Here is a 12,258-nt window from a genome sequence, read left to right on the forward strand (position 1 = left end):
AGAATGGTGCGGTGACTCTGACGGACCCCACCCCCCGCACCACCCCGCTCGCGCAGGACGGGGCCACAGCGCGCCCGCACGAGGGTCTGACCTATGAGGTCCGCACCTTCGGCTGCCAGATGAACGTGCACGACTCCGAGCGCATCTCCGGCCTGCTCGAGTCCACCGGCTACGCCCCGGCCGCCGAGGACGCCCAGGCCGACCTCGTGGTCTTCAACACGTGCGCGGTCCGCGAGAACGCGGACAACCGCCTGTACGGCAACCTCGGCAACCTGCGCGCGGTGAAGGACGCGCACCCGGGCATGCAGATCGCCGTCGGCGGGTGCCTCGCCCAGAAGGACCAGGCCGCCATCCAGCGCAGGGCCCCGTGGGTGGACGTCGTCTTCGGCACCCACAACATCGGCTCCCTGCCCGTGCTGCTGGAGCGCTCCCGCCACAACGCCGAGGCCGAGATCGAGATCCTCGAGGCGCTCGAGGTGTTCCCCTCCACCCTGCCCACCAAGCGGGACTCCACCCACTCCGGCTGGGTGTCCATCTCCGTGGGCTGCAACAACACGTGCACGTTCTGCATCGTCCCGTCGCTGCGCGGCAAGGAGAAGGACCGCCGCCCCGGGGAGATCCTCGCCGAGGTGCAGGCGCTCGTCGACGCCGGCGCCGTCGAGGTCACGCTGCTGGGCCAGAACGTGAACACCTACGGCGTCGAGTTCGGCGACCGCGGCGCGTTCGCCAAGCTGCTGCGCGCGTGCGGGGAGATCGAGGGCCTCGAACGCGTCCGCTTCACCAGCCCCCACCCGGCCGCGTTCACGGACGACGTCATCGACGCGATGGCCGAGACCCCCAACGTCATGCCGCAGCTGCACATGCCCCTGCAGTCGGGCTCGGACAAGGTGCTCAAGGACATGCGTCGCTCCTACCGGTCCGCGAAGTTCCTGCGGATCCTGGAGAAGGTGCGCGAGCGCATCCCGCACGCCGCCATCACCACGGACATCATCGTCGGCTTCCCCGGGGAGACCGAGGAGGACTTCGCCGAGACGATGCGCGTGGTCGAGGCCTCCCGCTTCTCCTCCGCGTTCACCTTCCAGTACTCCATCCGCCCGGGGACCCCGGCCGGGGAGATGGACCACCAGGTGCCCAAGGCCGTCGTCCAGGAGCGCTTCGAGCGGCTCGTGGCCCTGCAGGACCGGATCTCGGCCGAGGAGATGGCCACGCTCGTCGGCACCCGCCAGGAGCTGCTCGTCACCGCCGACTCCGGCTCCAAGGCCGCGGAGCGCGGCCGCCTGTCCGGGCGCGCACCCGACAACCGGCTCGTGCACTTCTCCGTGCCCGCCGGCGCCGAGACCCCCCGCCCCGGCGACTTCGTCACCGTGACGGTCACCGAGGCCCACCCCTTCTTCGCCGTCGCCGACCCGACCGCACAGGACTACGTCCTGCGCCGCTCCCGCGCCGGTGACGCGTGGGACCGTGCCCAGGCCGAGTCGTGCGGCGCGCCCGCCCCCGGCATGGCGGGTGGCTCCGGGGCCACGAGCCTCGGCATGCCGACCCTGCGCCCGCGGTCCTGATGTCCGCCGCCGCGGCCCGCCCGCCCGTCGTCGCCGTGGTCGGGGCGACGGCGACGGGCAAGTCCGCCCTCGCCGTCGCCCTGGCGCACGCGCTGGACGGCGAGGTGGTCAACGGGGACGCCCTGCAGTTCTACCGGGGGATGGACGTGGGCACGGCGAAGGTCACCCAGGCGGAACGCGAGGGCGTCCCGCACCATCTGCTGGACGTGCTCGACGTCGGCCAGGAGGCCTCGGTGGCGGCCTTCCAGTCCGCGGCCCGCGACCTGTTCGACCAGATCCGCGCGCGGGGCCGGACCCCGATCCTCGTGGGCGGCTCCGGGCTGTACGTGCGGGCGGCGCTGGACGTGCTCGAGTTCCCGCCCACGGACCCGGCGCTGCGGGCCGAGCTGGAGGCGCGCGCGCAGCGGGTGGGCCTGGCCGGGCTGAGGGCCGAGCTGGCCGCCCTGGACCCGGTCTCGGCGGAGCGGCTGCAGGACGCCCGCCGCATCGTGCGCGCGCTGGAGGTGTGCCGGCTGACGGGCCGCCCGTTCTCCGCGTTCATGCCGGAGCGCACGTACGCCCCGGAGGTCGCCCCCGTGGTGCAGCTCGGCCTGCGCCTGGACCGGGCCGAGCTGCACCGGCGGATCGCGGCCCGGGTGGAGCGCATGCTGGCCGAGGGCCTGCTGGACGAGGTCCGCCGCCTCGACGTCCCCGGGCCGGACGGGCTGCGGCAGGGGCCGACCGCGTCCCGCGCGATCGGCTACGCCCAGATGCTCGCCGTCCTCGACGGCGAGCTCACCGAGGCGGAGGCGGCCGAGCAGACCGTCGTGGCCACGCGACGCTTCGCCCGACGCCAGGAGACCTGGTTCCGGGCCGACCCGCGCGTCGTCTGGCTCGACGCGCAGGGCGAGGACGTCGTGGCGGAGGCGCTCGCCGTCGTCGCCGGGGGCGCCGCCTAGACTGGACCCATGACCGAGCAGCCCGCGGCGCCCGCCGCCCAGGACCCCCTCCACGCGAGCGCGCCGCGCGTGCCGTTCACGAAGGGCCATGGCACGGGCAACGACTTCGTGCTGATCGCCGATCCGGACGGCAACACGCAGCTCGACGCCGAACGCGTCGCACGGCTGGCCGACCGGCACCGGGGGATCGGCGCCGACGGCGTCATCCGCGCCGTGCGGTCCGCGCGCCTGCCGGAGGGTGAGGCGCTGCTCGCCGAGCACCCCGAGGCCGAGTGGTTCATGGACTACCGCAACGGCGACGGCTCGATCTCCGAGATGTGCGGCAACGGGGTGCGCGTCTTCGTGCACTTCCTGGTCGAGAAGGGCCTCGTGGACCTGGCCCCCGGCCAAGCGATCACCATCGGCACGCGCGCCGGCGTGAAGGCCGTGACCCGGCTCGAGCACGGCTACGCGATCGACATGGGCCCCTGGTCCTACCTCGACCCCGAGCTGGCGGAGGAGGCGGCGTCGGACTCGATGGTCCTCGCCCACGGCCTCACCGATCCGCGGCCGGCGCTGAGCGTGTCGATGGGCAACCCCCACACCGTGGTCCCGCTGGCCTCCTTCGCCGACCTGGAGGGCCTGGACCTGGGCCGCGCCCCGGAGGTGGACCCCGCTCCGCCGCACGGCACGAACGTCGAGTTCGTGGCCGCGCACGAGCCGCTCGTGCGCGAGGGCGTGGGCCGCGTGCGGATGCGCGTGCACGAGCGCGGGGTGGGCGAGACCCAGTCCTGCGGGACGGGCGCGTGCGCGGCGGCGGTGGCGATGCGCGCGTGGTCGGGCGACCAGGGCTCGGACTCGTGGCTCGTCGAGGTGCCCGGTGGCGTGCTGGCCGTGGACGTCGTGCCGGGCCCGGAGGGGGCCGAGCACGTGGTCCTCTCGGGCCCGGCCGAGCTCGTCTTCGACGGCGAACTCACCGCCTGACCGCTTTCGTTCGGGAAACGGCGGGCCACGAACCGCTGTCGTTCGGGAAACGGCGCCTCAGCGCGCCCGCGCCACCCGCAGGATCCGGAAGCCCTTGACGCTGTCCGCCCGCTCGGCGGTGAACCGGCCGGGCGCGCGCTCCTCGAGCATCCGGCCGATCCACGGCAGCAGCGAGTCCGCGCCCAGGTTCTTCTGCACCACCAGCCAGGCCTCGCCGCCGGGGGCCAGGCGTGGCAGCCACCGCTCCAGCAGGGCGTGCAGCGCCGGCTTGCCGATCCGGATGGGCGGGTTGGACCAGATGAGGTCGAACTCCGCGCCCTCGGGGACGTCCTCCGGCCGCAGTGCCACGACATTGCCGAGGCCCAGCGCCGCGGCGTTGTCGCGGGTCAGCTGCAGGGAGCGGTCGTTGACCTCGACGGCGGTCACCTCCGCCTCGGGCGACCGCATTGCCAGCGTGAGGGCGATCGGTCCCCAGCCCGCGCCGACGTCGAGGAACCGGCCCGTCGCCGGCGGCGCGGGCACGGCCGAGAACAGGGCCGCGGTGCCCTTGTCGAGACCGTCCGGGGAGAAGATCCCGTTGGCCGTCTGGACCTCGACGTCGCGGCCGGCCAGGCGGGTCCGCAGGGTGCGGCGCCGCTCGGGCGCGGAGGGGTCGGCGTCGAAGTAGTGGGATGCGGAGCTCACGGCGACCATGGTAGCCAGCGGGTCGTCGCGGCCCTCAGCCCGACGCCGGCCCGGCCAGGTCCGCGAGGATCGCGCGCACGGCGTCGCGCCCGGCGCGGTTGGCCCCGACCGTGGACTGGGAGGGCCCGTAGCCGAGGAGGAACAGGCCCGGCTCGTCCAGGGCGCGCCCGCCCGCCACGCGGATGCCGCCGGCGGGCGTGCGCAGCCGCAGCGGAGCGAGGTGCCGGATCGCCGGCCGGAAGCCGGTGGCCCAGAGGATCACGTCCGACGGTTCGAACGAGCCGTCGGGCATCCGCACCCCGTCCGGCTCGACGGCCGTGAACATGGGGTGGCGCACCAGCACGCCTCGTGTCTCGGCCTCGCGCACCCAGGACGAGCGGTGCATCCCGGTCGCCCCGACCACGGAGCCCGGCGGCAGGCCCGCACGGGTCCGTTCGTCCACCCCGCGCACCGACTCGGCCAGGGCGCCGGGCGCGGCCGAGTCCTGCCACTGCGGCTCGCGGCGGGTCACCCACAGGGTGTCCGCGACCGTGGAGATCTCGGCCAGCAGCTGCGTCGCCGAGACGCCCATGCCCACGATCACCACCCGCTGCCCGGCGAACTCGTCCTTGGACACGTAGTCGTGGGTGTGCAGCTGCCGGCCGCGGAACGAGCGCATCCCGGGCACCGAGGGCCACCGCGGGGACGTCCAGGTGCCGGTCGCGTTGACCACGAAGTCCGCCCGCCACGTGCCCGGCGCCCCGTCCGTACGGACGAAGAACCCGCGCGCACGTCCCGGCTCGCCGATCCGCTCGACGCGCCTCACACGCACGGGCCGCCGGATCGGGAGGGCGAACCGTGCCTCGTAGTCCGCGAAGTAGGCCGGCAGCAGGGCGTTGGCGCGCGCGGCCAGGTCGGCCGGCGGCACCGGGTCGCCGGGCAGCTCGTGGATGTGGTTGACGGTGGCCATCGTGAGCGAGTCCCAGCGGTGCTGCCACGCCCCGCCCGGGGCGGTCTCCGCGTCGAGCACCACGAACGTGCCGGGGGCGTCCTCGGGGACGCCGGCGGCGCCGTCGTCGTTCGGACCCAGCCCCACGAAGCCGCGGCGGCGCAGGTGGTAGGCGGCGGACAGCCCCGCCTGGCCCGCGCCGATCACGACGACGGTCGCCCGGCCCGTCCGGCCGGGCTGCGGCGGGGCGGGGGAGGGGGACGCGGTCATGCCCGCAGGATACGTGGGCGTCGTCGGCGGACCGGGCGTCGGGGCCCCTGTCGCCCACGCGCGCCGCCCGGTATACTCGACGCTCATGTGGATATAAGAGACAGTCGCGCGCCCGCCTCGGATGAGGCCGTCGAGCGCGCCCCGGCACCTGAGGGAGATCCCACCATGGACCACCTGGTCCGCCCCTGCACGCCCACCGACGAGACCTCGTGGCTGCGGTGCCGCGTGCTCGCCTGCCTCACGCCGACGGAGCCGCCCAGAGGTCGTCGCCATGCGGCGCCGACCCCCGCCTGCACGGCCGTGCGCGTCACCCACCACGTCCGCCCCCTGCGGACAGCCGCCTAACGCGTCCGCCGACCCCTCTACCCTGAAGACCATCGGGCCGCCCGACCGCGGCGGCCCAGAGGAGACCATGACTGAGAAGAACCAGCACACCCCCGGCCCCCAGGGCGCCCACGGCTCCGAGGACGAGATCCAGGCCGTGATCGACCGCATCCTGGCCGCCGATGACGCTCGCCGCGCCTCCGACCGCGGGGCGACCGGGCGCGGCTCCGCGGACACCGTGGCCGCGGACCACGAGGGCGCCCTCGACGCCGGCACCCCGGACCGCTCCGGCGCGCTCGCGGGCCGCGCACTCGCCCTGGACGAGGGCGAGGACGGGCACACGGACGCCGACGGCGACCAGGACGAGCTCGCCGCGCGCCATTCCCTCAAGCGCGTGCAGGGCCTGTCCACCGAGCTCGAGGACATGACCGAGGTCGAGTACCGCCAGCTGCGCCTGGAGCGCGTGGTGCTGGCGGGGGTCTGGACCGAGGGCTCCGCGGAGGACGCGGAGAACTCCCTGCGGGAGCTCGCCGCGCTCGCCGAGACCGCGGGCTCGGAGGTGCTCGACGGCGTCATCCAGCGACGCGCCACCCCGGACCCGGCCACGTTCCTCGGCAAGGGCAAGGCGCAGGAGCTCGCCGAGATCGTGGCGCTCTCCGGCGCGGACACCGTGGTGGTGGACTCCGAGCTCGCCCCGTCTCAGCGCCGCGCGCTGGAGGACGTGGTGCGGGTGAAGGTGATCGACCGGACCGCGCTGATCCTGGACATCTTCGCCCAGCACGCGAGCTCGCGTGAGGGCCGCGCCCAGGTCGAGCTCGCGCAGCTCGAGTACCTGCTGCCGCGCCTGCGCGGCTGGGGCGAGTCCATGTCCCGGCAGGCCGGCGGCCGTGCCGCCGCCGGCGAGGGCATCGGCTCCCGCGGCCCCGGCGAGACCAAGATCGAGCTGGACCGCCGCCGCATCCGCACTCGTATGGCGAAGCTGCGCCGGGACATCGCCGGGATGAAGCCGGCACGCGAGGCCAAGCGCGCCAACCGTCGTCGCAACCGGGTGCCGTCCGTGGCGATCGCCGGCTACACCAACGCCGGCAAGTCGTCCCTGCTCAACCGCCTCACCCACGCCGGGGTGCTCGTGGAGAACGCCCTGTTCGCCACGCTGGACCCCACCGTGCGCAAGGCCATGACGCCGGACGGCATCGGCTACACCCTCTCGGACACGGTCGGCTTCGTGCGGAACCTGCCCACGCAGCTGGTCGAGGCGTTCCGCTCCACTCTCGAGGAGGTCGCGGACGCGGACGTCATCCTGCACGTCGTGGACGGCTCGCACCCGGACCCGGAGGGCCAGATCGCCGCGGTGCGCTCCGTGTTCGCGGAGGTGGACGCGCACCGGATCCCCGAGATCATCGTGCTGAACAAGGCGGACGCGGCGGACCCGGCCGTCGTCGCCCGGATCCGGTCCAAGGAGCCCCACGCCGTGGTGGTCTCCGCGCGCACCGGCGAGGGCATCGACGAGCTGGAGCGCGCCATCGCGGCCACCATCCCGCGGCCGGACGTGCGGCTCGAACTGCTGGTCCCGTTCACCCGGGGTGAGCTGGTCTCCCGCCTGCACTCGGCGGACGCGGAGATCCTCGCCGAGGGCTACGAGGAGGGCGGCACCCGCCTGTCCGTGCTGGTCCGTGAGGACATCGCGCCGGACTTCGCCGAGTTCGTCGTGGAGGCGGACGCGTCGTGAGCGACGGGGTGAAGGAAGCCGGGGCGGTCGGCGCGCAGCCACGCACGGAGCACGAGCGCGAGGCGCTGCGCCTGCTGGATGTCGCGGTGCAGGCCACCGGCGGCCAGCACCGCGCGGGCCAGCGGGAGATGGTGCTGCAGGTGGCGCGCGCCCTCGAGTCGCGCCGTCACCTGCTCGTGCAGGCCGGCACCGGCACCGGCAAGTCCCTGGCCTACCTGATCCCCGCCCTCCAGCACGCGATGACGCAGGAGGACCCCGTCGTCGTCGCCACGGCCACGCTCGCGCTGCAGGCCCAGATCATGAAGCGGGACGCCCCACGGCTGGTCGAGGCGCTCACGGACGAGCTGCCCCGCGAGCCCGTCGTCGCCCTGGTCAAGGGCCGCTCCAACTACCTGTGTCGCCACAAGGTGGACGGCGGCTACCCCGGGGACGAGGGCGAGGAGGCCCTCTTCACGGTCGCCGACGACGGCGGGATGATCGGCTCCGCCACGGACGGCGCCGCCGGGCCCTCCTCCCTGTTGGGCAAGGAGGTCATGTACCTGCGGGCGTGGGCGGACCAGACCGAGACCGGGGACCGCGACGACCTCGAGGTCCCCGTCACCGACCGCGCGTGGCGGCAGGTCTCCGTGTCCGCGGTCGACTGCCTCGGCGCGTCCCGCTGCCCCCAGGCCGAGGAGTGCTTCTCCGAGCGTGCCCGCGCGGACGCGGCGGACGCGGACGTCGTGGTCACCAACCACGCGATGCTCGCCATCAGCGCCTTCGAGGGGCTCGCGGTGCTGCCGGCGTACTCGGCCGTCGTGGTGGACGAGGCCCACGAGCTCCAGGACCGGGTGACCGGTGCGGTCACCGGGCAGCTGTCCGGGTCGATCGTGCACGGCGCGGCCACCTCGCTGCGCCGCCACACCACCGTGGCCGTGGAGGACCTGATCGAGGCCGGGGCGGCCCTGGACCGCGCGTTCACGGACACCCCGTCCGGCCTGATCGCCGCGGGCCCGGACGAGGTGCAGGAGCAGGCCCTCACCGGCGTCCTCACGGCCGCGCGCCAGTGCCTGTCCGACCTCGGCCAGGACAAGGACAAGGAGGCCGACGCCGACGGCGGACGGCAGATGGCGCGCTCGCGGATCCTCGAGGTCCTCGAGGTGGTGGAGCGCATGCTCGCGGCCCGGCCCGAGGCCGACTTCCCCGAGGTGCTGTGGGCCACCCGCCCCGGCCACTTCGAGCCCGGCGTGGGCTGGCAGCCGGGGGACGAGACAGACCCGCCCCAGCTCTACGTGGCCCCGCTCTCGGTGGCAGGCAAGCTGCGGGAGGGCCTGTTCGGCAAGGCGACGACGGTGCTCACCTCCGCCACGCTCACCGTGGGCTCGGGGGAGCGCCGGTTCGACTCGGTGGCCGGCGACGTGGGCCTGGCCGGCCCGGACGCCCCGAAGTTCGAGGCCCTCGACGTCGGCAGTCCCTTCGACTACCCGCGTCAGGGCGTGCTCTACGTGGCCCGGCACCTGCCCCGGCCCGGCCGGACGGCCTCGCCCGAGTCCCTCGATGAGCTCGAGGCGCTCCTGAGGGCGTCGCAGGGCGGGGCCCTCGGCCTGTTCTCCTCGCGCCGGGCGGCCGAGGACGCCGCCGCCGAGATGCGCCGTCGGCTCGGGCCGAAGGCCACGATCCTGTGTCAGGGGGACGCGACCCTCTCCGCCCTCGTGCGCCAGTTCGCCGAGGAGCCGGACACGTCCCTGTTCGGCACCATGAGCCTGTGGCAGGGTGTGGACGTGCCGGGGAACTCGCTGCGGCTCGTGGTGATCGACCGCATCCCGTTCCCGCGGCCGGACGACCCGCTCTCCCAGGCCCGCACCCGGGACGTCGCCCGGCACGGCGGCAACGGGTTCATGCGGATCTCCGCCACGCACGCGGCCGTGCGCATGGCCCAGGGCGCCGGGCGCCTCGTGCGCTCCGTGACGGACCGCGGCGTGGTGGCCGTGCTGGACCCCCGCCTGGCCACCGAGCGGTACGGCGGCTACATCACGAGCGCCCTGCCGGACTTCTGGCGCACCACGGACGGCGACGTCGTCCGCGGGGTGCTGGCACGGCTCGCCTCGGGCGATTGACCTCGCTCGGCCTCGGACCGTCGGCCCGGCCCGGTAGGAGGGCGCGGGTCAGAGCGAGCGCAGGACCGTGACGACGCGCCCCATCACGGTGGCGTGATCGCCGAGGATGGGCTCGTAGGCCGTGTTCTGGGGCAGGAGCCACGTGTGCCCGTCACGGCGGCGGAAGGTCTTCACCGTGGCCTCGTCGTCGAGCAGGGCCGCGACGATGTCGCCGTTCTCCGCCGTCTCCTGCCGGCGCACCACCACCCAGTCGCCGTCGCAGATCGCGGCGTCCACCATCGAGTCGCCCGTGACGCGCAGCATGAACAGCTCGCCCTCGCCCGTGAGGCGGCGCGGGATCGCCATGACGTCCTCGACCTGCTGCTCGGCCAGGACGGGGCCGCCCGCCGCGATGCGGCCGACCCAGGGGACCGGTACGCTGTCCGCCCCGTCCGCGCCGGTGTGCCACGCGGGGATCGCGGAGACCTGCGACGACGGCGCAGCGGCGGGGGAGGCGGCCTCACCCAGCGGGGTGCCGTCCACGTCGCGCAGCACCTCGAGGGCACGCGGGCGGCCCGGGTCGCGCCGAATGTAGCCGTGTCGCTCGAGACGGCCGAGCTGGTGCGTGACGGAGGAGAGCGAGGCCAGGCCCGCGGCGTCGCCGATCTCGCGCATGGAGGGCGGGTAGCCGTGGTCGGCGATCGCGTCCCGGATGGTCTGCACGATCCGCCGCTGGCGGTCGGTGAGCGGCGCGCGCGCCGCCGGCTGATCGTCGGTGGTGCTCATGGCTGCCGTCCGTTCTCCCGGGGGTGATGGTGGCCGGCCTCGTGTTCCGGCGTCCGGCTGCCGTCCGGACGCTTACCGTGTCCGCCCCCGCTGGTTGCCTGTGTCCTGGCGGTCCCCGGGGGCGTTCCGGGGCGTCCGTGCATCGCCTCGAGCCTAGAGGAGAGCCGCCTCTCATTCAAAGATATGTTCGATCTCGTCGTGGCGTGTCTCGAACACCTGTGCTAGAAAAGTACTCGAACGGATTCGAACAGATGTTCGATCGCCTGAAGGGCACTCGCCCCGGAGGAGGACACCATGACGCTCACCACCGCCCAGTTCGCCGGCTCGCCCGCGACCGCGCGGCCGCGTCCGGCCACCATCCGTCTGACCCGCCGCGGCCGCCTCGTGCTGCGGGGGATCCCCGTGATCTCCGCGGCCGTGGCCGCCACGCTGGCGGCCGCCTTCTTCCTGGGTGTGCTGCTGTCGCCCGCCGCGGTGTCCGCGGACACCGCAGGACCGGCCACCCAGTCCGTCACGGTCATGCCCGGGGACAGCCTGTGGACCATCGCCACCACGGTGGCGCCGGAGGCGGACGTCTACGAGGTGATCGCCACGATCGACGAGCTCAACGGGCTCGAGGGCCGGGCCCCCGCCCCGGGTGAGGAGCTGTTCGTCCCGGCCATGCGGTGACGCACGGCGGGCCTCGCCCTCCACGGTTCCTAGACTGGCGGCCATGACCGACCTCAGCACTCTGCCCCTGCGCGAGAACCTCCGCGGCCTGAGCCCCTACGGCGCCCCCCAGCTGGACGTGCCGTACATGCTCAACACCAACGAGAACACGCACCCGGTGCCGGAGGAGGTCGCCGCCGCGATCGCCGAGCGGGTCGCGGCCGTCGCCGGGGGGCTGAACCGCTACCCGGACCGCGAGTTCACGGGGCTGCGACATGCGCTCGCCGGCTACCTCGGCCACGGCCTCACGGCGGACCACGTGTGGGCCGGCAACGGCTCCAACGAGATCCTGCAGCAGATCCTCCAGGCCTTCGGCGGCCCGGGGCGGACCCTGCTGAGCTTCCTGCCCTCGTACTCCATGTACCCGCTGCTGGCCGGCGGCACGGACACCGTGTTCGTGGACGGCGGCCGCGCCGACGACCACAGCCTCAGCGCCGAGCACGCGGCGGCCATGGTGCGGGAGCACCGTCCGCACGTCGTCTTCCTGGCCTCCCCCAACAACCCGACGGGCACCGCCCTGGACCTGGCGACCATCGAGGCCGTGTACGCCGCGCAGGCGGAGAACGAGGCTGCCGGCGGGCCCGGCGCGATGGTCGTCGTGGACGAGGCCTACGCGGAGTTCGCCCTCGCCGGCACCCGCTCCGCCCTCACGCTCCTGCCCGGCCGTGAGCGGCTGATCGTCACGCGCACCATGTCCAAGGCGTTCGCCCTGGCCGGCGCGCGCCTGGGCTACCTGGCCGCGGACCCCGCCGTCACCGACGCCCTGCGCCTGGTGCGCCTGCCGTACCACCTCTCCGCGGTCACGCAGGCCACCGCGGAGGCCGCTCTCGACCACGTGGACGCGCTGCTGCGCACCGTGGAGGACGTCAAGGCCCAGCGCGACCGCATCGTCTCCACCCTGCGCGGCCTGGGACTGAGGCCCTCGGTGTCCGACTCGAACTTCGTCTTCTTCGGTCACCTCGAGGACGCCTCCGACGTGTGGCGCCGCCTGCTCGACCGAGGCGTGCTCGTGCGGGACGTCGGCATCCCGCACCACCTGCGCGTCACCGCCGGCACCGAGGCGGAGACGACGGCGTTCCTCACTGCTCTCGCGGAGGTCCTCGGCGAGACCGGGCACCGGTCCTGAGGCGTCACCGGAGTCGCGGCGTCCGCCCGGCTCCCTAGGATGGGGACAGCGCGCGCGGCGCCCCGGCCCGCCGGCACCGGCCGCGCGCACCCGCATCCCCCGCACCCGTCCCGGACCGGTGCGGCCCCAGCCCGAGGAGGACCCGTGGCAGCCGAGCTGATCTCCGGA

10 protein-coding genes are annotated in these 12,258 nt (G+C 74.4%); 7 read left to right on the forward strand and 3 right to left on the reverse strand.

What is annotated here, in order from left to right; translation table 11 throughout:
• The first annotated feature begins 11 nt into the window (after positions 1 to 11).
• From miaB to dapF, 3 genes are read left to right on the forward strand one after another with little or no spacing between them, the layout of a single operon-like run.
• A complete protein-coding gene (gene miaB, locus J1M44_RS06615; RefSeq protein ID WP_206480777.1) occupies positions 12 to 1,559 on the forward strand; it encodes a tRNA (N6-isopentenyl adenosine(37)-C2)-methylthiotransferase MiaB in 1,548 nt (515 codons plus the stop codon).
• Positions 1,559 to 2,497 (forward strand): tRNA (adenosine(37)-N6)-dimethylallyltransferase MiaA, encoded by a 939-nt coding sequence (gene miaA, locus J1M44_RS06620; RefSeq protein WP_206480778.1) that lies wholly within the window; start codon positions 1,559 to 1,561, stop codon positions 2,495 to 2,497. Before miaB ends, miaA begins: the two co-directional genes overlap by 1 nt.
• Positions 2,498 to 2,506: 9 nt before the next feature.
• Complete coding sequence (dapF, locus tag J1M44_RS06625; protein WP_206480779.1) at positions 2,507 to 3,460, forward strand: diaminopimelate epimerase; 954 nt, start codon at positions 2,507 to 2,509, stop codon at positions 3,458 to 3,460.
• 57 nt (positions 3,461 to 3,517) lie between these two features.
• Here dapF and J1M44_RS06630 read toward each other — a convergent pair whose 3' ends face one another.
• Positions 3,518 to 4,153, reverse strand: a complete 636-nt coding sequence (locus J1M44_RS06630) for a class I SAM-dependent methyltransferase (RefSeq protein WP_163720927.1) — start codon at positions 4,151 to 4,153, stop codon at positions 3,518 to 3,520.
• 25 nt (positions 4,154 to 4,178) lie between these two features.
• Positions 4,179 to 5,342 carry an NAD(P)-binding domain-containing protein gene (locus tag J1M44_RS06635; RefSeq protein WP_206480780.1) on the reverse strand — a complete coding sequence of 388 codons (1,164 nt, stop codon included), beginning with the start codon at positions 5,340 to 5,342 and terminating at the stop codon, positions 4,179 to 4,181.
• Positions 5,343 to 5,754: 412 nt separating this feature from the next.
• Between J1M44_RS06635 and hflX the strand changes: the two genes are divergently transcribed.
• Positions 5,755 to 7,395 carry a GTPase HflX gene (hflX, locus tag J1M44_RS06640; protein WP_206480781.1) on the forward strand — a complete coding sequence of 547 codons (1,641 nt, stop codon included), beginning with the start codon at positions 5,755 to 5,757 and terminating at the stop codon, positions 7,393 to 7,395.
• Positions 7,392 to 9,491 carry an ATP-dependent DNA helicase gene (locus tag J1M44_RS06645; protein ID WP_049158379.1) on the forward strand — a complete coding sequence of 700 codons (2,100 nt, stop codon included), beginning with the start codon at positions 7,392 to 7,394 and terminating at the stop codon, positions 9,489 to 9,491. Before hflX ends, J1M44_RS06645 begins: the two co-directional genes overlap by 4 nt.
• A gap of 48 nt (positions 9,492 to 9,539) precedes the next feature.
• On the opposite strand, the gene lexA is transcribed toward J1M44_RS06645, so the two are convergent.
• Entirely contained in the window at positions 9,540 to 10,256 is a 717-nt protein-coding gene (lexA, locus tag J1M44_RS06650) for a transcriptional repressor LexA (protein ID WP_004167707.1), read from the reverse strand.
• Positions 10,257 to 10,550: 294 nt separating this feature from the next.
• On the opposite strand from lexA, the gene J1M44_RS06655 reads away from it, so the two are divergent.
• On the forward strand, positions 10,551 to 10,925 hold the full coding sequence (locus J1M44_RS06655) for a LysM peptidoglycan-binding domain-containing protein (RefSeq protein ID WP_206480782.1): 375 nt from the start codon (positions 10,551 to 10,553) through the stop codon (positions 10,923 to 10,925).
• Positions 10,926 to 10,968: 43 nt separating this feature from the next.
• Positions 10,969 to 12,090, forward strand: coding sequence for a histidinol-phosphate transaminase (locus J1M44_RS06660; RefSeq protein ID WP_206480783.1), 1,122 nt, complete (start codon positions 10,969 to 10,971; stop codon positions 12,088 to 12,090).
• Positions 12,091 to 12,258 lie beyond the last annotated feature (168 nt).

The organism is Micrococcus sp. KRD128, assembly GCF_017168395.1.
In the GTDB taxonomy this organism is placed as follows: domain Bacteria; phylum Actinomycetota; class Actinomycetes; order Actinomycetales; family Micrococcaceae; genus Micrococcus; species Micrococcus luteus.